The 19519-nt window shown below is 68.5% G+C and carries 16 protein-coding genes; all 16 read right to left on the bottom strand.

Annotation, left to right across the window (positions count from 1 at the left end; genetic code table 11):
• Window positions 1-38 precede the first annotated feature (38 nt).
• Window positions 39-557, bottom strand: coding sequence for a toxin-antitoxin system HicB family antitoxin (locus KCH48_RS35610; RefSeq protein WP_210581099.1), 519 nt, complete (start codon window positions 555-557; stop codon window positions 39-41).
• A 190-nt stretch (window positions 558-747) separates the two neighbouring features.
• Window positions 748-2748 (bottom strand): DNA helicase RecQ, encoded by a 2001-nt coding sequence (gene recQ, locus KCH48_RS35605; protein ID WP_210581097.1) that lies wholly within the window; start codon window positions 2746-2748, stop codon window positions 748-750.
• A 182-nt stretch (window positions 2749-2930) separates the two neighbouring features.
• Window positions 2931-4580, bottom strand: a complete 1650-nt coding sequence (gene nuoN / locus KCH48_RS35600; RefSeq protein WP_210581095.1) for an NADH-quinone oxidoreductase subunit NuoN — start codon at window positions 4578-4580, stop codon at window positions 2931-2933.
• Window positions 4577-6148, bottom strand: coding sequence for an NADH-quinone oxidoreductase subunit M (locus tag KCH48_RS35595; protein WP_210581093.1), 1572 nt, complete (start codon window positions 6146-6148; stop codon window positions 4577-4579). The genes nuoN and KCH48_RS35595 overlap by 4 nt, the downstream gene beginning before the upstream one ends.
• 5 nt (window positions 6149-6153) lie before the next feature.
• Window positions 6154-8067 (bottom strand): NADH-quinone oxidoreductase subunit L, encoded by a 1914-nt coding sequence (nuoL, locus tag KCH48_RS35590; protein WP_210581091.1) that lies wholly within the window; start codon window positions 8065-8067, stop codon window positions 6154-6156.
• A gap of 14 nt (window positions 8068-8081) precedes the next feature.
• On the bottom strand, window positions 8082-8381 hold the full coding sequence (gene nuoK, locus KCH48_RS35585; protein ID WP_210581089.1) for an NADH-quinone oxidoreductase subunit NuoK: 300 nt from the start codon (window positions 8379-8381) through the stop codon (window positions 8082-8084).
• Window positions 8378-9196: an NADH-quinone oxidoreductase subunit J gene (locus KCH48_RS35580; protein ID WP_210581087.1), complete on the bottom strand. Its 819-nt coding sequence runs from the start codon at window positions 9194-9196 to the stop codon at window positions 8378-8380. Before KCH48_RS35580 ends, nuoK begins: the two co-directional genes overlap by 4 nt.
• A complete protein-coding gene (gene nuoI, locus KCH48_RS35575; protein ID WP_210581085.1) occupies window positions 9193-9795 on the bottom strand; it encodes an NADH-quinone oxidoreductase subunit NuoI in 603 nt (200 codons plus the stop codon). The genes KCH48_RS35580 and nuoI overlap by 4 nt, the downstream gene beginning before the upstream one ends.
• Window positions 9788-11152 (bottom strand): NADH-quinone oxidoreductase subunit NuoH, encoded by a 1365-nt coding sequence (gene nuoH / locus KCH48_RS35570; RefSeq protein ID WP_210581083.1) that lies wholly within the window; start codon window positions 11150-11152, stop codon window positions 9788-9790. Before nuoH ends, nuoI begins: the two co-directional genes overlap by 8 nt.
• Window positions 11149-13653: an NADH-quinone oxidoreductase subunit G gene (locus tag KCH48_RS35565; protein WP_210581081.1), complete on the bottom strand. Its 2505-nt coding sequence runs from the start codon at window positions 13651-13653 to the stop codon at window positions 11149-11151. Before KCH48_RS35565 ends, nuoH begins: the two co-directional genes overlap by 4 nt.
• Window positions 13650-14999, bottom strand: coding sequence for an NADH-quinone oxidoreductase subunit NuoF (gene nuoF, locus KCH48_RS35560; protein ID WP_210581079.1), 1350 nt, complete (start codon window positions 14997-14999; stop codon window positions 13650-13652). Before nuoF ends, KCH48_RS35565 begins: the two co-directional genes overlap by 4 nt.
• The gene (nuoE, locus tag KCH48_RS35555) at window positions 14996-15868 is read right to left on the bottom strand and encodes an NADH-quinone oxidoreductase subunit NuoE (protein WP_210581078.1); all 873 of its coding nucleotides are present in this window, start codon (window positions 15866-15868) and stop codon (window positions 14996-14998) included. The genes nuoF and nuoE overlap by 4 nt, the downstream gene beginning before the upstream one ends.
• Complete coding sequence (locus KCH48_RS35550) at window positions 15865-17187, bottom strand: NADH-quinone oxidoreductase subunit D (protein WP_210581075.1); 1323 nt, start codon at window positions 17185-17187, stop codon at window positions 15865-15867. The genes nuoE and KCH48_RS35550 overlap by 4 nt, the downstream gene beginning before the upstream one ends.
• A complete protein-coding gene (locus tag KCH48_RS35545) occupies window positions 17184-17939 on the bottom strand; it encodes an NADH-quinone oxidoreductase subunit C (protein ID WP_210581073.1) in 756 nt (251 codons plus the stop codon). Before KCH48_RS35545 ends, KCH48_RS35550 begins: the two co-directional genes overlap by 4 nt.
• On the bottom strand, window positions 17936-18490 hold the full coding sequence (locus tag KCH48_RS35540; protein WP_010041554.1) for an NADH-quinone oxidoreductase subunit B family protein: 555 nt from the start codon (window positions 18488-18490) through the stop codon (window positions 17936-17938). The genes KCH48_RS35545 and KCH48_RS35540 overlap by 4 nt, the downstream gene beginning before the upstream one ends.
• A gap of 13 nt (window positions 18491-18503) precedes the next feature.
• Window positions 18504-18863 carry an NADH-quinone oxidoreductase subunit A gene (locus KCH48_RS35535; protein WP_033319564.1) on the bottom strand — a complete coding sequence of 120 codons (360 nt, stop codon included), beginning with the start codon at window positions 18861-18863 and terminating at the stop codon, window positions 18504-18506.
• Window positions 18864-19519: the final 656 nt, after the last annotated feature.

Raw genomic sequence — 19519 nt, 5'->3', positions numbered from 1 at the left:
GACGTGATGTGGATGACGTGGGGCGGGCGCGGGCGCGGCTAGCGCACCCAGCCCGTGAAGCTCTGTCCGACGGTCCGGGTCTTCTCCGCCGGACGCGGCCGGGCGCCACCGTCGACCGCGGCCGACACGGCCCGCACCAGCCACGCGTTGACCGACAACCCCTCACGGCTCGCGGCCTCCTCGGCACGCGCCTTGAGGTGCGCCGGCAGCCGCAGATTGACGCGAGCGGTGCCGCCCTCGTCACCGTCGGCGGGAGCCGAGGCCCTGAGGTGCTCGACGGGCGCGACAGGCTCCGCGGGGGCGCCGTCGTCGGTCGGCGGCAGTGTCACCACGAAGTCGGGGTCGAGCCCACGCAGCCGTACGTCGACCGAGCCGGGGGCGAGTTCCCGGGTGATCTCGTCCATCGCGGCGGAGAGCACATTGAGCAGGGTCAGACGGGTCGCCGACTCCAGAGGAGCCGTGAGCCGCTCGGCCAGCTCGCGGGCTTCGTCACCGCCGGCTTCGGCGGCCACCGCGAGTTCACGGCGGAGGGTGTCGACATACGGCGTGAGGTCCATGACGCCATCATGGCACCACGATGGCGCCACACGCAAGCGGTCATGCGACACCCCAGGCGCGACACCCCGCCGACCCCACCCTGACCTGCGAGAACGGATTGGCGCCCACCTGGGGCGATTGCGGCACCACGCAGAACTGGATGACACCACCTGGCGCCATGTGGCGCCATCACGGCATCACAGGAACCGCCTATCCCCAGTCGTCCGGCTCCGGCCCCGGTTCCGCCTCCATCTCGGGCCAGTGATCGTCATCGCCCGTCGCACCGGCGCCCGCGGGAGCAGGAGCGGGAGCAGCGCCCGGCGCCCCGCCCTCCAGCGAGGCCAGCACCCCGATGACGCCCTCCCCGTACGTCACGAGCTTCTTCTCCCCCACCCCGCTGACACCGCCGAGTTCTCGCACCGACGTCGGCCACACCGTGACGATCTCCCGGAGGGTGGCGTCATGGAAGATCACATACGCCGGGACGCCCTGTTCACGGGCCTGCTCGGCACGCCACGCGCGCAGCGCCTCGAAGGCGGGCAGCAGCTCCTCGGGCAGTTCGGCCACCGCCGCCTTGGGCTTGCGGTCGCCCCGGCCGGAGGAGGACGACGTCGCGCGGGCGGACGCCGGCTTCTTCGGTTCCTTGCGCAGCGGCACCTCCCGCTCCCGCCGCAGCACCTCCCCGCTCGCCTCGGTCAGCACCAGCGTGCCGTACTCCCCCTCGACCGCGAGTAGCCCCTGCGCCAGCAACTGCCGTACGACGCCCCGCCATTCGCCCTCGGACAGCTCCTCGCCGATGCCGAACACGGACAGCTGGTCGTGGTCGAACTGGATCACCTTGCCGGTGCGCTTGCCCAGCAGGATGTCGACGATCTGCACCGCGCCGAACTTCTGCCCGCGCTCCCGCTGCAGCCGCACCACCGTCGACAGCACCTTCTGCGCGGCGACGGTGCCGTCCCACGTCTCCGGCGGGGTCAGACAGGTGTCGCAGTTGCCGCAGCCGGCCGGATCGGGATCCTGACCGAAGTAGGCGAGCAGCTGGCCCCTGCGGCACTGCGCCGTCTCGCACAGCGCCAGCATCGAGTCCAGGTGGGCGGCGGCCCGTCGCCGGAACGCCTCGTCCCCCTCGCCGGACTGGATCAGCTTGCGCTGCTGTATGACGTCGTTGAGCCCGTACGCCATCCAGGCCGTGGACGGCAGCCCGTCCCGCCCCGCACGCCCCGTCTCCTGGTAGTACCCCTCCACCGACTTCGGCAGATCCAGATGCGCGACGAACCGTACGTCCGGTTTGTCGATGCCCATCCCGAAGGCGATGGTCGCCACCACGACCAGGCCGTCCTCCCGCAGGAACCGGGACTGGTGCGCCGCGCGCGTGCCCGCGTCCAGACCGGCGTGATACGGCACCGCCTCGATGCCGTTGCGGCTCAGGAACTCGGCCGTCGAGTCCACCGACTTGCGGGACAGGCAGTACACGATGCCCGCGTCGCCCGCGTGCTCCTCGCGCAGGAAGCTCAGCAGCTGTTTCTTGGGGTCGGCCTTCGGCACGATCCGGTACTGGATGTTGGGCCGGTCGAAGCTCGCCACGAAGTGGCGGGCCGTCGGCATGTTCAGCCGCTGGGTGATCTCCTGGTGCGTCGCGTGGGTGGCCGTCGCCGTGAGCGCAATCCGCGGAACGTCGGGCCAGCGCTCCCCGAGCAGGGAGAGGGCCAGATAGTCGGGGCGGAAGTCGTGGCCCCACTGGGACACGCAGTGCGCCTCGTCGATCGCGAAGACGGCGATCTTGCCGCGCGAGAGCAGATCGAGGGTGGCGTCCAGCCGCAGGCGCTCCGGCGCCAGATACAGCAGGTCCAGCTCGCCCGCCAGGAACTCGGCCTCCACCACCCGGCGCTCGTCGAAGTCCTGCGTGGAGTTCATGAACCCGGCCCGCACACCGAGTGCCCGCAGCGCGTCCACCTGGTCCTGCATCAGCGCAATCAGCGGTGAGACGACCACGCCCGTACCGGGTCTGACCAGGGACGGGATCTGGTAGCACAGTGACTTGCCGCCCCCGGTCGGCATGAGCACGACGGCGTCCTCGCCGGCCACGACATGCTCGATGACGGCTTCCTGCTCGCCGCGGAAACTGTCGTACCCGAAAACCCTGTGGAGCGTGGCTAGCGCCTCGCTCCCGGCTACCGCTGTCATCCCGCCGATCCCGCCCGTCCCACCCATCGCTGTGCCCCCGTACGCCGTACCTCGACCACTGCCTCCACGATAGGGGTCCGCTCTGACACCGTCGGAGTTATCCACAGGCTTCACCCGCCCCGAGGCTCACGGAACAACAGCCCCTCACGCACAGCCGCCCGGCACCCCAGAGCAAGGGGTGCCGGGCGGCCGTATGCGTCCGGATCGGTTCAGCGCACGAACACTCCCGCCTGGCTCGCCAGGTCCAGGAAGTACTGCGGCGCCACACCGAGCACCAGCGTGACCGCCACACCCACGCCGATCGCCGTCGTCGTCAGCGCCGACGGCACGGCGACCGTCGGGCCCTCGGGCGCCGGCTCGCTGAAGAACATCAGCACGATGACGCGGATGTAGAAGAACGCGGCGATCGCCGACGAGATCACACCGACCACGACCAGCGGTCCCGCGCCACCCTCCGCCGCCGCCTTGAACACGGCGAACTTCCCGGCGAAGCCGGAGGTCAGCGGAATGCCCGCGAAGGCCAGCAGGAACACCGCGAACACGGCCGCCACGAGCGGCGAACGGCGCCCGAGACCGGCCCACTTGGACAGGTGCGTCGCCTCACCACCGGCATCCCGTACCAGCGTGACCACCGCGAACGCGCCGATCGTCACGAACGAGTAGGCGCCCAGATAGAAGAGCACGGACGACACTCCGTCCGGCGTGGTCGCGATGACACCCGCGAGGATGAAGCCCGCGTGCGCGATCGACGAGTACGCCAGCAGCCGCTTGATGTCGGTCTGCGTGATCGCGACGATCGCACCGCCGAGCATGGTGACGATCGCGACCGCCCACATGACCGGCCGCCAGTCCCAGCGCAGGCCGGGCAGCACGACGTACAGGATCCTGAGCAGCGCGCCGAACGCGGCCACCTTGGTCGCCGCCGCCATGAATCCGGTGACCGGGGTCGGTGCGCCCTGGTAGACGTCCGGCGTCCACATGTGGAACGGGACGGCGCCGACCTTGAACAGCAGGCCCATCACGAGCATCGCGGCGCCGATGAGCAGCAGCGCGTCGTTGCCCATGGTGTCCGCGAGCGCCGGGGTGACGTTCGTGACCGTGCCGTCGACGACCTGCGCGATCGTCGCGTACGACACCGAGCCCGCGTAGCCGTACAGCAGCGCGATGCCGAACAGCGTGAACGCGGAGGCGAACGCGCCGAGCAGGAAGTACTTGACCGCGGCCTCCTGCGACATCAGCCGCTTGCGGCGGGCGATCGCGCACAGCAGGTACAGCGGGAGGGAGAAGACTTCCAGGGCAATGAACAGCGTCAGCAGGTCGTTGGCCGCCGGGAAGATCAGCATGCCCGCGATCGCGAACAGCAGCAGCGGGAACACCTCGGTGGTGGTGAACCCCGCCTTGACCGCGGCCTTTTCACTGTCGCTGCCCGGCACGGAGGCGGCCTGCGCGGCGAACGAGTCGACCCGGTTGCCGTGCGCCGCCGGGTCCAGCCGCCGTTCGGCGAAGGTGAACAGGCCCACCAGACCGGCGAGCAGGATCGTGCCCTGCAGGAACAGGGCCGGCCCGTCGACGGCGATGGCGCCCATCGCCGCGATGCCCGCGCGGGTCGTGCCGTATCCGTCCGCCGCGAGCGCGACGACCGCCGCGAAGGCGGCGACCAGCGCCACGACGGAGACGAACACCTGCACGTAGTAGCGGGCCTTGCGCGGCACCAGCGCCTCGACCAGCACCCCGACCACCGCCGCCCCGACGACGATCAAGGTCGGCGACAATTGTCCGTATTCGATCTTCGGCGACTCGATCTTCGAGATCGGATCGGCCGCGGTTGTCCACAGGCTGTGGACGACTGCTGTACTCACTTGGCCGCCTCCACCTCGGGCTGAGGATCCTTCTGCTCTACGTCGGACATGGTCTGCTTGACCGCCGGGTTCACGATGTCCGTGACGGGCTTCGGGTAGACACCCAGGAAGATCAGCAGCGCGACCAGCGGGGCCACGACCACGAGTTCACGCACCCGGAGATCCGGCATCGCCGCGACCTCCGCCTTCACCGGGCCTGTCATCGTCCTCTGATAGAGGACCAGGGTGTAGAGCGCGGCGAGCACGATGCCGAACGTGGCGATGATCCCGATGACCGGGTAGCGCGCGAACGTGCCGACCAGGACCAGGAATTCACTGACAAAGGGGGCGAGTCCGGGCAGCGACAGGGTCGCCAGGCTACCGATCAGGAACGTGCCCGCGAGCACCGGAGCGACCTTCTGCACCCCTCCGTAGTCCGCGATGAGCCGCGAGCCGCGCCGCGAGATCAGGAAGCCGGCCACCAGCATCAACGCGGCCGTCGAGATCCCGTGGTTGACCATGTACAGCGTCGCGCCCGACTGGCCCTGGCTGGTCATCGCGAAGATGCCCATGATGATGAACCCGAAGTGCGAGATCGACGCGTACGCCACCAGCCGCTTGATGTCCCGCTGCCCGACGGCGAGCAGCGCCCCGTAGATGATGCTGATCAGCGCCAGTACGAGGATGACGGGCGTCGCCCACTTCGACGCCTCCGGGAACAGCTGGAGGCAGAAGCGGAGCATCGCGAAGGTGCCCACCTTGTCGACGACCGCCGTGATGAGGACGGCGACCGGAGCGGTGGCCTCCCCCATCGCGTTGGGCAGCCAGGTGTGCAGCGGCCACAGCGGCGCCTTCACCGCGAAGGCGAAGAAGAAGCCCAGGAACAGCCAGCGTTCGGTGTTGGTCGCCATGTCGAGCGAGCCGTTGGCCCGCGCCTCGGCGATCTCCTGGAGCGAGAAGTTCCCGGCGACCACATACAGGCCGATCACGGCGGCCAGCATGATCAGACCGCCGACCAGGTTGTAGAGCAGGAACTTCACGGCCGCGTACGACCGTTGCGTCGACGCCACCTTCTCGCCGTGCTCGTGGGCACGGTCACCGAAGCCGCCGATGAGGAAGTACATCGGGATCAGCATGGCTTCGAAGAAGATGTAGAAGAGGAAGACGTCGGTGGCCTCGAAGGAGAGGATCACCATCGCCTCGACGGCCAGGATCAGGGCGAAGAAGCCCTGCGTCGGCCGCCAGCGCCTGCTTCCGGTCTCCAGCGGATCGGCGTCGTGCCAGCCCGCGAGGATGATGAACGGGATCAGCAGTGCGGTCAGCGCGATCAGCGCCACCGCGATGCCGTCCACACCCAGCTCGTACCGGACCCCGAACTCCGCGATCCAGGGGTGGGATTCGGTGAGCTGGTAGCGGTCACCGTCGGGATCGAAGCGCACCAGGGTGGTGATGGCCAGCCCGAGGGTGGCCAACGAGACCAGCAGCGCCAGCCACTTGGCGGCGGTGCGCTGGGCGGCCGGTACGGCGGCCGTGGCGATCGCCCCGATCGCGGGGAGCGCCGCCGTCGCTGTCAGCAGTGGAAAGGACATCGGTATCAGACCGCCCTCATCAGCAGGGTCGCGGCGACGAGGATCGCCGCGCCGCCGAACATCGAGACCGCGTACGACCGCGCGAAGCCGTTCTGCAGCCTGCGCATCCGTCCGGAGAGGCCGCCGACCGAGGCCGCCGTGCCGTTGACGACTCCGTCGACCAGGGTGTGGTCGACGTACACCAGGGACCGCGTCAGGTGCTCGCCGCCGCGGACCAGGACGACGTGGTTGAAGTCGTCCTGGAGCAGATCGCGCCGGGCGGCCCGGGTGAGCAGCGATCCGCGCGGGGCGGCGACCGGGACCGGGCGGCGGCCGTACTGCGCGTAGGCGAGGGCGACGCCGATGACCATGCACGCCACGGTCGCTCCCGTGACCGCTGCCGCGCTGAGCGGTGAGTCGCCGTGGTCGTGCCCGGTGATGGGCTCCAGCCAGTGAATGAAGCGGTCGCCGATGCTGAAGAACCCGCCGGCGAAGACCGATCCGAAGGCCAGCACGATCATCGGGATCGTCATGGACCTCGGCGACTCGTGCGGGTGCGGTTCATTGCCGTTCGCATCGGGCTGCCAGCGTTTCTCTCCGAAGAACGTCATCAGCATCACGCGCGTCATGTAGAACGCCGTGATGGCCGCGCCGAGCAGGGCCGCGCCGCCGAGGATCCAGCCCTCGGTGCCGCCCTTGGCGAACGCCGCCTCGATGATCTTGTCCTTGGAGAAGAAGCCGGACAGGCCCGGGAAGCCGATGATGGCGAGGTAGCCGAGGCCGAACGTGACGAAGGTGACCGGCATGTACTTCCTGAGGCCGCCGTACTTCCTCATGTCGACCTCGTCGTTCATGCCGTGCATGACCGAACCGGCGCCGAGGAACAGCCCGGCCTTGAAGAAGCCGTGCGTCACCAGGTGCATGATCGCGAAGACGTAGCCGATGGGGCCGAGGCCCGCGGCGAGGATCATGTAGCCGATCTGCGACATGGTCGAGCCGGCCAGCGCCTTCTTGATGTCGTCCTTCGCGCAACCGACGATCGCACCGAAGAGGAGCGTGACGGCACCGACCACGGTGACCGCCAACTGCGCGTCCGGCGCGGCGTTGAAGATCGCTCCGGAGCGGACGATCAGATAGACGCCCGCGGTCACCATCGTCGCGGCGTGGATGAGGGCCGAGACCGGGGTCGGGCCCTCCATCGCGTCCCCGAGCCAGGACTGCAGCGGCACCTGCGCGGACTTGCCGCAGGCGGCCAGGAGCAGCATCAGCCCGATGCCGGTGAGGGTGGCCTCGCTGGTACCGCCGACGAGGCTCTCCTCTTCGTGGCCGCCGAGCACCGGGCCGAAGGCGAAGGTCCCGAAGGTGGTGAACATCAGCATGATGGCGATGCCCAGGCCCATGTCGCCGACCCGGTTGACCAGGAAGGCCTTCTTCGCGGCGGTCGCCGCGCTGGGCTTGTGCTGCCAGAAGCCGATCAGCAGGTAGGACGCCAGACCGACGCCTTCCCAGCCGACGTACAGCAGCAGGTAGTTGTCGGCGAGGACGAGCAGCAGCATCGCCGCGAGAAACAGGTTCAGATAACCGAAGAAGCGGCGGCGCCGCTCGTCGTGCTCCATGTACCCGATCGAGTACACGTGGATCAGCGAGCCGACGCCGCTGATCAGCAGGACGAACGTCATCGACAACTGGTCGAGCTGGAAGGCGACATCGGCCTGGAAGCCCTCGACCGGCACCCAGCTGAACAGGTGCTGGCCGAGTTCGCGTTCCTCGGCGCCCTTCCCCAGCATGTCGACGAAGAGGACCACGCCGATCACGAAGGAGACGGCCGCGAGGACCGTCCCGATCCAGTGGCCGACGGCATCCAGCCGCCGGCCGCCGCACAGCAGTACGGCCGCTCCGAGCAGAGGCGCCGCCACCAGCAGCGCAATCAGGTTCTCCACGATTCAGCGACCCCTTAGAGCTTCATCAGGCTGGCGTCGTCGACCGAGGCCGAGTGGCGGGAACGGAACAGCGACACGATGATCGCGAGCCCGACCACGACCTCCGCGGCGGCGACGACCATCGTGAAGAACGCGATGATCTGGCCGTCGAGATTGCCGTGCATCCGGGAGAAGGCGACGAGCGAAAGGTTGCAGGCGTTGAGCATCAGCTCGATGCACATGAAGACCACGATCGCGTTCCGCCGGATCAGTACTCCGGTGGCGCCGATCGTGAACAACAGGGCGGCGAGGTAGATGTAGTTGACCGGGTTCACTTCGACGCCTCCCCGCTCTTCGTACGCTCCAGGCGGTCCTCGGCGCGCTGCTCCAGGGCCTTGAGGTCGTTGATCGCCTCGGTGGACACATCACGGATCTGGCCGCGTTCGCGCAGCGTCTTGCTGACGGTGAGCTCGGACGGCGTGCCGTCGGGCAGCAGGCCCGCGATGTCCACCGCGTTGTGCCGGGCGTAGACACCGGGCGCGGGCAGCGGCGGCAGATGCTTGCCCTCGCGCACACGCTGCTCGGCCAGCTCGCGCTGGGTCTTGGCCCGTTCGGTGCGCTCGCGGTGGGTGAGCACCATGGCGCCGACGGCGGCCGTGATCAGCAGGGCGCCGGTGATTTCGAAGGCGAAGACGTACTTGGTGAAGAGAAGGGCCGCGAGGCCCTCTACATTGCCGTTCGCGTTGGCCTGGGCCAGGCCGGTGAACTCCGTCAGGGAGGCGTTCCCGATACCCGCGACCAGCAGGATGCCGAAGCCGAGCCCGCAGAGAAGGGCCAGCCAGCGCTGGCCCTTGATGGTCTCCTTCAGGGAGTCCGCCGCCGTCACGCCGACGAGCATCACCACGAACAGGAACAGCATCATGATCGCGCCGGTGTAGACGACGATCTGCACGACGCCCAGGAAGTAGGCGCCGTTGGCGAGGTAGAACACCGCCAGAATGATCATGGTCCCGGCGAGGCAGAGCGCACTGTGCACGGCCTTCTTCATGAAGACGGTGCACAGGGCGCCGATCACCGCGACGGTGCCGAGGACCCAGAACTGGAAGGCCTCTCCGGTGGAGGTGGAGTAGGCGGCGAGCTGCGCGTTCACGCGTCCACCCCCTCGTCCTCGGGCTTCTCTCCCTTGGAGACCGCCACTTGCTGCTCCGTGCCGGGCGCGGCCTCCGTCACCAGGCCCCGGTAGTAGTCCTGCTCGTCCATCCCCGGGTAGATGGCGTGCGGGGTGTCGACCATGGCGTCGTCGAGGCCGGCCAGCAGCTGTTCCTTGGTGTAGATCAGGTTGGCGCGGCTGGAGTCGGCGAGCTCGAACTCGTTCGTCATCGTGAGCGCGCGCGTGGGGCACGCCTCGATGCACAGGCCGCACAGGATGCAGCGGGCGTAGTTGATCTGGTAGACGCGGCCGTACCGCTCGCCCGGCGAGTAGCGCTCCTCGTCCGTGTTGTCCGCGCCCTCGACGTAGATCGCGTCGGCGGGGCAGGCCCAGGCGCACAGCTCGCAGCCGACGCACTTCTCCAGGCCGTCCGGATGGCGGTTGAGCTGGTGCCGTCCGTGGAACCGGGGGGCGGTGGTCTTCTGCTGCTCCGGGTACTGCTCGGTCAGCCGCTTCTTGAACATGGCCTTGAAGGTCACGCCGAAGCCGGCCACCGGGTTCTGGAAACCGGGTTTGGTCTCCTTGGGCTCCTCAGCCATCGGACGCCTCCTTTCCATCCAGAGATCCGTCACTGGCAGTATCCGGCCCACCACTGACAATCAACTCCCGCTCGCGGCGCGAACGGCGCCGGGGCACCGGCGGCAGCTCCTGTCCCGGCAGTGGCGGCACGGGGAATCCGCCCGCCATCGGGTCGAAGCCCGGTGGCTCTTCGGTGGGCCGCTCGGCCGCCTTCGCCCTCTCGCGGAACATGTCGACGACGAAGGAGAGCAGCAGGAGGCCGAGGACACCGCCACCGACGTACAAAGCGATGTCGGCGAAGTCGTAGTTCTCGTTCCGCAGCGTCCGCACCGTGGCGACGAGCATCAGCCAGACCACGGAGACCGGAATGAGGACCTTCCAGCCGAGCTTCATCAGCTGGTCGTAGCGGACCCGCGGCAGCGTGCCGCGCAGCCAGATGAAGAAGAACAGCAGCAACTGGACCTTGACGACGAACCAGAGCATCGGCCACCAGCCGTGGTTCGCGCCCTCCCAGAAGGTGGAGACCGGCCAGGGGGCCCGCCAGCCGCCCAGGAAGAGCGTCACCGACACGGCCGAGACCGTCACCATGTTCACGTACTCGGCGAGCATGAACATCGCGAACTTGATCGACGAGTACTCGGTGTTGAAGCCGCCGACCAGGTCGCCCTCGGACTCCGGCATGTCGAAGGGGGCGCGGTTGGTCTCGCCGACCATCGTGATGATGTAGATCACGAAGGACACCGGCAGCAGGATGATGTACCAGCGGTCCTGCTGCGCCTCGACGATCGCCGACGTCGACATCGACCCCGAGTAGAGGAAGACGGAGGCGAAGGCGGCGCCCATGGCGATCTCGTACGAGATCATCTGCGCGCAGGAGCGCAGGCCGCCGAGCAGCGGATAGGTGGATCCAGAACTCCAACCCGCGAGGACGATGCCGTAGATGCCGACCGAGGCGACCGCGAGGATGTAGAGCATCGCGATGGGCAGGTCGGTGAGCTGCATCGTGGTGCGGTGGCCGAAGATCGAGATCTCGTTGCCGGCCGGTCCGAAGGGAATCACCGCGATCGCCATGAAGGCCGGGATGGCCGCGACGATCGGCGCGAGGATGTAGACCGCCTTGTCCGCGCGCTTGACGACGAGGTCTTCCTTCAGCATCAGCTTGATGCCGTCGGCGAGCGACTGGAGCATGCCCCAGGGGCCGTGCCGGTTGGGGCCGATGCGCAGCTGCATCCAGGCGACGACCTTGCGCTCCCAGACGATGGAGAAGAGCACGGTCACCATCAGGAAGGCGAAGCAGAACACCGCCTTGATGACGACCAGCCACCAGGGGTCGAGGCCGAACATCGAGAGGTCTTCAGCGGCGAGGTACCGGCTCATGCCTCCACCTCCTTGGGGGCCTCGGTCGGTTGCGTCGCCGGGCCGATGCGGACCAGGGAGCCGGGCAGCGCCCCGGTGTCGGAGGCGACGCCCCCGCCGGTGGAGTTCAGCGGGAGCCAGACCACGCGGTCGGGCATCTCGGTGACCCTGAGAGGGAGTTCGACCGTTCCGGCGGTGCCGGTCACGGCGAGGAGGTCGCCTTCCTTGACGCCCGCCTCGGCAGCCGTGGCGGCCGACACGCGCGCGTGGGCGGCGTGCCGGGTCCCGGCGAGTGCCTCGTCGCCCTCCTGCAGACGGCCCTGGTCGAGCAGCAGCCGGTGCCCGGCGAGCACGGCCTCCCCGGCGGCCGGCCGCGGCAACACGCCCGCGATCGCCAGCGGCTCGCCGGCCCGCGGCCCGTCCCAGGCCCCGAGCCGGTCCAGCTCCGCGCGCGCGGTGCGCAGATCCGGCAGCCCCAGATGTACGTCCATGGCGTCGGCCAGCATCTGCAGCGCACGCGCGTCGGTCGGCGCGAGGGTGCGGGTCATATGGTCGGGCTTGAGCGCGGCCTCGAACATGCGAGCCCGGCCTTCCCAGTTGAGGAAGGTGCCCGCCTTCTCGGCCACCGCCGCGACGGGGAGCACGACGTCGGCGAGCTCGGTGATCTCGCTGGGCCGAAGCTCCAGTGACACCACGAAGCCCACCTCGTGAAGTGCTTCACGCGCGCGTGCCGGGTCGGGCAGGTCGGCGATCTCGACGCCGGCGACGAGCAGCGCCTGGAGTTCGCCTGTGGCGGCGTCCTCGACGATCTGTCCGGTGTCCCGGCCGTAGCGGAGCGGGAGTTCGGCGACGCCCCAGGCCGCGGCGACCTCCTCACGCGCGCGCGGGTCGGTGGCCGGACGCCCGCCCGGCAGCAGCGACGGCAGCGCGCCCGCCTCGATCGCGCCCCGCTCACCGGCCCGGCGCGGAATCCACACGAGGTGGGCGCCGGTCGCGGTGGCGAACCGTGCGGCGGCGGTGAGTCCGCCCGCCACGGCGGCCAGCCGCTCGCCGACGACGATCACCGCGCCCTCGGTGCGCAGCGCCTCGGCGGCCTTGGCACCGTCGCCCTCCAGGCCGACCCCGCTCGCGAGCGCGTCCAGCCACTCGGTCTCGGTGCCGGGAGCGGCGGGCAGCAGCGTGCCGCCCGCCTTCTCCAGGCCGCGCGTGGCGTGCGTGGCCAGCGCGAACACCTTCTGCCCGTGTCCTCGCCAGGCCTTGCGCAGCCGCAGGAAGACGCCGGGCGCCTCCTCCTCGGCCTCGAACCCGACCAGCAGGACCGCGGGTGCCTTCTCCAGAGAGGTGTACGTGACGCCCGTACCGTCGAGATCCCGTCCGCGCCCGGCGACCTGGGCGGCCAGGAAGTCGGCCTCCTCGCCGCTGTGCACGCGCGCGCGGAAGTCGATGTCGTTCGTGTCGAGTGCCACGCGCGCGAACTTGCTGTAGGCGTAGGCGTCCTCGACGGTCAGGCGCCCGCCGGTCAGGACTCCGGTGCGCCCGCGCGAGGCGAGCAGCCCCTGAGCCGCGATCTGCAGGGCCTCCGGCCACGACGCGGGGACCAGGTCCCCTTCGGCGTTGCGCACCAGCGGCGTGTCGATCCGGTCCCGCTGTTGTGCGTACCGGAAGGCGAAGCGCCCCTTGTCGCAGATCCACTCCTCGTTGACCTGGGGGTCGTTGGCGGCGAGGCGCCGCATGACCTTGCCGCGCCGGTGGTCGGTGCGGGTCGCGCAGCCGCCGGAGCAGTGCTCGCACACGCTCGGCGAGGAGACGAGGTCGAACGGGCGGGAGCGGAAGCGGTACGCCGCCGAGGTGAGCGCGCCGACCGGGCAGATCTGGATGGTGTTGCCGGAGAAGTACGACTCGAAGGGGTCGCCCTCGCCAGTACCGACCTGCTGCAGCGCGCCCCGCTCCAGCAGCTCGATCATCGGGTCGCCCGCGATCTGGTTGGAGAACCGGGTACAGCGGGCGCACAGCACGCACCGCTCCCGGTCCAGCAGCACCTGCTTGGAGATCGGGACGGGCTTCTCGAAGGTCCGCTTCTTTCCCTCGAAGCGGGACTCCGCGTTGCCGTGCGACATCGCCTGGTTCTGCAGCGGGCACTCGCCGCCCTTGTCGCAGACCGGGCAGTCCAGCGGGTGGTTGATGAGCAGCAGCTCCATCACACCGTGCTGGGCCTTCTCGGCGACCGGCGAGGTGAGATGGGTCTTGACCACCATCCCGTCGGTGCAGGTGATCGTGCAGGACGCCATCGGCTTGCGCTGGCCCTCGACCTCGACGATGCACTGGCGGCAGGCGCCAGCCGGGTCGAGGAGGGGATGGTCGCAGAACCGGGGGATCTCGATGCCGAGTTGTTCGGCGGCCCGGATGACCAGGGTGCCCTTGGGCACGCTGATCTCGACGCCGTCGATCGTCAGCGAGACGAGATCCTCCGGCGGGACCGCCGCCTCTCCCCCTCCGGAGGGAGCGTTGGTGGTCACGGTCATGCGTTCACCTCCGTGCGGTCGGCCCAGGCCGTCGACTTGGCCGGGTCGAAGGGGCAGCCGCGGCCCGTGATGTGCTGCTCGTACTCCTCACGGAAGTACTTCAGCGAGGAGAAGATCGGCGAGGCGGCACCGTCGCCGAGGGCGCAGAAGGACTTGCCGTTGATGTTGTCGGCGATGTCGTTCAGCTTGTCGAGGTCGCTCATCACGCCCTTGCCGGCTTCGATGTCGCGCAGCAACTGCACGAGCCAGTACGTCCCTTCGCGGCAGGGCGTGCACTTGCCGCAGGACTCATGGGCGTAGAACTCGGTCCAGCGGGTGACGGCCCGCACCACGCAGGTCGTCTCGTCGAAGCACTGCAGGGCTTTGGTGCCGAGCATGGAACCGGCGGCGCCCACTCCCTCGTAGTCGAGAGGGACGTCGAGGTGCTCGTCGGTGAACATCGGTGTCGAGGACCCGCCGGGCGTCCAGAACTTGAGGCGGTGTCCCGGCCGCATGCCGCCACTCATTTCGAGGAGCTGGCGGAGCGTGATGCCGAGCGGCGCCTCGAACTGGCCGGGATTGGCGACATGACCGCTGAGCGAGTAGAGCGTGAAGCCCGGGGACTTCTCGCTGCCCATCGACCTGAACCAGTCCTTGCCGTTTTTCAGGATGGCGGGAACCGACGCGATCGACTCGACGTTATTCACCACAGTCGGGCACGCATAGAGGCCCGCGACGGCAGGGAAGGGGGGACGGAGCCGCGGTTGACCCCGGCGGCCTTCGAGCGAGTCGAGCAGTGCGGTCTCTTCACCGCAGATGTACGCGCCCGCGCCCGCGTGCACGGTGAGTTGGAGATCGAGGCCACTGCCCAGGATGTTCTCGCCGAGGAAGCCGGCCTCGTAGGCCTCGCGCACGGCCTCGTGCAACCGCCGCAGAACAGGGACGACTTCACCACGCAGATAGATGAAGGCATGCGACGACCTGATGGCATAACACGCGATCACAATGCCCTCGATGAGGCTATGCGGGTTCGCGAAGAGGAGCGGAATGTCCTTGCACGTTCCGGGCTCCGACTCGTCGGCGTTGACAACTAGATAGTGCGGTTTTCCATCACCCTGGGGAATGAACTGCCATTTCATTCCCGTCGGGAATCCCGCGCCGCCGCGGCCCCGCAGCCCGGACTCCTTCACATACGCGATGAGGTCGTCCGGCGACATGGCGAGTGCCTTGCGCAGCCCCTCGTATCCTTCGTGCCTTCGGTAGACGTCCAGCGTCCAGGACCTGTCCTCGTCCCAGAAGGCCGACAGCACGGGTGCGAGCAGCTTTTCAGGACTCGTGTCCTTGATCTCGGCTGCCAAGGTCATCACTCCCCCTCCTCGGCGGTAGGCCCTGCCGGGTGGGCAGGGTCGGATGCCGATGTGTCCTGCGGCGCGTCGTGCGAGCTCAGGTGTTCTGTGGGTGACGGCTCGTGTACGGCCCTGTCCTGCGGCTCGGTGTGCGGGCCGCCCTCCCGCGGATGGACCACACGCGCGGGTGCGGCCTCTCCCCTGGCCAGGCGGAGGCCCACCAGCGAGGCGGGTCCCGCTCCGCCGCTTGCCTCGACGGCCCCTGGCCGCTCGTCGGGGAAGCCGGCGAGGATCCGGGCGGTCTCCTTGAAGGTGCACAGCGGCGCCCCGCGCGTGGGCTCGACCGGACGTCCCGCGCGCAGGTCGTCGACGAGACGCTTGGCGGTGGCCGGGGTCTGGTTGTCGAAGAACTCCCAGTTGACCATCACGACCGGCGCGAAGTCGCAGGCCGCGTTGCACTCGATGTGCTCCAGGGTGACCTTGCCGTCGTCGGTGGTCTCGCCGTTGCCGACGCCGAGGTGCTCCTGGAGCTCCTCGAAGATCGCGTCCCCGCCCATCACCGCGCAGAGCGTGTTGGTGCAGACGCCGACCTGGTAGTCACCGCTCGGCCTGCGCCGGTACATGGTGTAGAAGGTGGCGACCGCGGTGACCTCGGCCGTGGTCAGGTCGAGCATGTCCGCGCAGAACCGCATCCCGGTGCGCGTGACATGGCCCTCCTCCGACTGGACGAGGTGCAGCAACGGCAGCAGCGCGGACCGGGAGTCCGGGTAGCGGGCGATGATCTCGCGCGCGTCGGTCTCCAGCCGGGCTCGAACGTCGTCCGGGTAGCCGGGCGCGGGCAGTTCGGGCATGCCCAGGCTGACGCCCCGCTCCGAAGAAGAGGTGGTCACCGGTCGACGCCTCCCATCACGGGGTCAATGGACGCGACGGCGACGATGACGTCGGCGACCTGGCCGCCTTCGCACATCGCCGCCATGGCTTGCAGGTTGGTGAAGGACGGGTCGCGGAAGTGGACCCGGTAGGGGCGGGTGCCTCCGTCGGAGACGGCGTGCACCCCGAGCTCGCCCTTGGGTGACTCGACTGCCGCGTACGCCTGTCCCGGCGGGACGCGGAAGCCCTCGGTCACCAGCTTGAAGTGGTGGATCAGGGCCTCCATGGAGGTGCCCATGATCTTCTTGATGTGGTCGAGCGAGTTGCCGAGCCCGTCCGGTCCCAGGGCGAGCTGGGCCGGCCAGGCGATCTTCTTGTCGGCGACCATGACCGGGCCGGGCTGCAGCCGGTCCAGGCACTGCTCGACGATCCTGAGCGACTGGCGCATCTCTTCCAGACGGATCAGGAAGCGGCCGTAGGAGTCGCAGGTGTCGGTGGTCGGGACGTCGAAGTCGTAGGTCTCGTAGCCGCAGTAGGGCTGCGACTTGCGCAGGTCGTGCGGCAGGCCGGTGGAGCGCAGGATCGGGCCGGTGGCGCCGAGGGCCATGCAGCCGGACAGGTCGAGATAGCCGACGTCCTGCATACGGGCCTTGAAGATGGGGTTCCCGGTGGCGAGCTTGTCGTACTCGGGGAGGTTCTTCTTCATCTTCTTCACGAACTCGCGGATGTGGTCCACCGCGCCGGGCGGCAGGTCCTGCGCGAGTCCGCCGGGGCGGATGTACGCGTGGTTCATCCTCAGGCCCGTGATGAGCTCGTAGATGTCGAGAATCATTTCACGATCACGGAATCCGTAGATCATGATCGTGGTGGCGCCGAGTTCCATGCCGCCGGTGGCGATGCAGACCAGGTGCGAGGAGAGGCGGTTCAGCTCCATCAGGAGCACCCGGATGATCGTGGCCCGGTCGGGGATCTGGTCCTCGATGCCGAGGAGTTTCTCGACGGCGAGACAGTAGGCGGTCTCGTTGAAGAAGGACGTCAGGTAATCCATGCGCGTGACGAAGGTGGTGCCCTGCGTCCACGTGCGGAACTCGAGGTTCTTCTCGATGCCGGTGTGGAGGTAGCCGATGCCGCAGCGGGCCTCGGTGACCGTTTCGCCGTCGATCTCCAGGATCAGACGGAGCACTCCGTGGGTGGAGGGGTGCTGGGGGCCCATGTTGACGACGATGCGTTCGTCGTCGGCGCGGGCCGCGGACTGGACGACCTCGTCCCAGTCGCCACCGGTGACCGTATATACGGTGCCCTCGGTGGTCTCCCGCGGAGTTGCGTGCTGCGTGCTCATGAGTACGACCTCCGCTGGTCCGGAGCCGGGATCTGGGCGCCCTTGTACTCGACGGGGATGCCGCCGAGGGGGTAGTCCTTGCGCTGCGGGTGGCCCTGCCAGTCGTCCGGCATCATGATCCGCGTCAGGGCCGGGTGACCGTCGAAGACGATGCCGTAGAAGTCGTAGGTCTCGCGCTCGTGCCAGTCGTTGGTCGGATAGACGGAGACCAGGGACGGGATGTGCGGGTCGGCGTCCGGGGCGCTGACTTCCAGGCGGATCAGCCGGTTGTGGGTGATCGAGCGCAGGTGGTAGACGGCGTGCAGCTCGCGGCCCTTGTCGTGGAGATAGTGGACACCGCTCACGCCGGTGCAGAGCTCGAAGCGCAGGGCGGGGTCGTCGCGCAGGGTGCGGGCGACGCGGAGCAGGTGCTCGCGTTCGATGTGGAAGGTGAGTTCGCCGCGGTCGACGATCGTCTTCTCGATCGCGTTCTCGGGGAGGAGGCCCTGTTCCTCCAGCGCGCCCTCGAGTTCGTCGGCGACCTCGTCGAACCACCCGCCGTAGGGGCGGCTCGCCGGTCCCGGGAGTCGGACCGAGCGGACCAGGCCGCCGTAGCCGGAAGTGTCGCCGCCGTTGTTGGCGCCGAACATGCCGCGCTGGACGCGGATCTCCTCACCGCCCTCACCGCGCTGGCCGGGGAGGTTGTCCGCACCGAGGTCCTTCTCGGGGTTCACCCCGTTCGACGCCCCGTTGGTGCCGTTGGCGTCGCTCATCGCAGCAGCCCCTTCATCTCGATCGTCGGCAGGGCCTTGAGGGCCGCTTCCTCCGCTTCACGAGCCGCCTCCTCGGCGTTCACACCGAGCTTGGAGGTCTGGATCTTCTGGTGGAGCTTGAGGATCGCGTCCATCAGCATCTCCGGCCGTGGCGGGCAGCCGGGCAGATAGATGTCGACCGGGACGATGTGGTCGACGCCCTGGACGATGGCGTAGTTGTTGAACATGCCGCCGGAGGAGGCGCACACCCCCATGGAGATCACCCACTTGGGGTTCGGCATCTGGTCATAGACCTGCCGGAGCACCGGCGCCATCTTCTGGCTGACCCGGCCCGCGACGATCATCAGGTCCGCCTGGCGCGGTGAGCCGCGGAAGACCTCCATGCCGAAGCGCGCCAGGTCGTAGCGGCCGGCGCCGGTGGTCATCATCTCGATGGCGCAGCACGCAAGGCCGAAGGTGGCAGGGAAGACGGACGACTTGCGCACCCAGCCCGCGGCCTGCTCGACGGTGGTCAGCAGGAAGCCGCTCGGCAGCTTTTCTTCGAGTCCCATGAGTTAAGGCCCCTCAGTCCCATTCCAGGCCGCCGCGTCGCCATACGTACGCGTAGGCCACGAAGACGGTGAGCACGAAGAGCAGCATCTCCACGAGCCCGAAAACACCCAGGGCGTCGAAGGTGACGGCCCAGGGGTAGAGGAAGACGATCTCGATATCGAAGATGATGAAGAGCATCGCCGTCAGGTAGTACTTGATCGGGAAACGCCCGCCGCCGGCCGGCGTGGGGGTCGGCTCGATGCCGCACTCGTAGGCCTCGAGCTTGGCCCGGTTGTAACGCTTCGGACCGATCAGCGTGGCCATGACCACGGAGAAGATCGCAAAGCCTGCCCCGAGGGCTCCCAGTACGAGGATGGGCGCATACGCGTTCACCGCTCCTCGCTCCTCTCAGTCGGCACTGACTGCTGGCGGTTGGCCGGGGTCGCACCCGCCTCACCTGTCCCACGAACCCCGCCCGTCCCGGCGAAGATCGAGAACATGTGAAGCAGGTCACAAGCCCAACTGCCTCGCATCTTATGCCCGGCGCTCTGTGATCTGCGACACGGGGTATTGCACAAGCTTTGTGATCTCCACCACCTGACGAAGGATCATGAAGTCGGATGAGCGGTGATCTTCACACGAGAAGCGTCCGAGTGATCACCAGAGGTGATATTTCCGCTCGTCGACGCAGTTGAGAGGCGGCGTCTCCATATCAAGAGACTTCCCTTGCATGCAAATTCGCACTGGACGCGGGGCCTTGATAGAGGGCCGCGTTCACACATCGGAGGGAGGGGCGGTGTGGGGTGTGGACGCGTGCGCGCATTCACGAGCGGATTCGGTGGAGGTGTGCACGCAGGACGCACCCGGGTCCGTAACCGTTGCGTGACCTCCGCCACACCCGTGAGGGGCGGAGGAGAACCGGGGTTGGCCACCTGTCCCAACCAGTGGTAAGCGGGGGGCAATTCGGGCGTAACGAAGAAAGGCCGTGATCACCGGCCGAATGGCGGCCGTCCGCAATGTCCGTTACGGCGTCAATAAGGAGTGACGCG

Origin of the sequence: Streptomyces sp. GESEQ-4, assembly GCF_017948455.1 — a bacterium.
Classification (GTDB): domain Bacteria; phylum Actinomycetota; class Actinomycetes; order Streptomycetales; family Streptomycetaceae; genus Streptomyces.
The sequence above is the reverse complement of the archived record's forward strand: the minus strand, read 5'-3'. Positions and strand labels throughout refer to the sequence as shown.

Excerpts from the sequence above, each read along its gene's own strand:
- KCH48_RS35595 (WP_210581093.1), bottom strand. The coding sequence starts at position 6,148 with ATGTCCTTTCCACTGCTGACAGCGACGGCGGCGCTCCCCGCGATCGGG.
- KCH48_RS35550 (WP_210581075.1), bottom strand. The coding sequence starts at position 17,187 with ATGAGCACGCAGCACGCAACTCCGCGGGAGACCACCGAGGGCACCGTA.
- recQ (WP_210581097.1), bottom strand. The coding sequence starts at position 2,748 with ATGGGTGGGACGGGCGGGATCGGCGGGATGACAGCGGTAGCCGGGAGC.
- KCH48_RS35540 (WP_010041554.1), bottom strand. The coding sequence starts at position 18,490 with ATGGGACTCGAAGAAAAGCTGCCGAGCGGCTTCCTGCTGACCACCGTC.
- KCH48_RS35565 (WP_210581081.1), bottom strand. The coding sequence starts at position 13,653 with ATGACCGTGACCACCAACGCTCCCTCCGGAGGGGGAGAGGCGGCGGTC.
- KCH48_RS35545 (WP_210581073.1), bottom strand. The coding sequence starts at position 17,939 with ATGAGCGACGCCAACGGCACCAACGGGGCGTCGAACGGGGTGAACCCC.
- KCH48_RS35610 (WP_210581099.1), bottom strand. The coding sequence starts at position 557 with ATGGACCTCACGCCGTATGTCGACACCCTCCGCCGTGAACTCGCGGTG.
- nuoH (WP_210581083.1), bottom strand. The coding sequence starts at position 11,152 with ATGAGCCGGTACCTCGCCGCTGAAGACCTCTCGATGTTCGGCCTCGAC.
- nuoI (WP_210581085.1), bottom strand. The coding sequence starts at position 9,795 with ATGGCTGAGGAGCCCAAGGAGACCAAACCCGGTTTCCAGAACCCGGTG.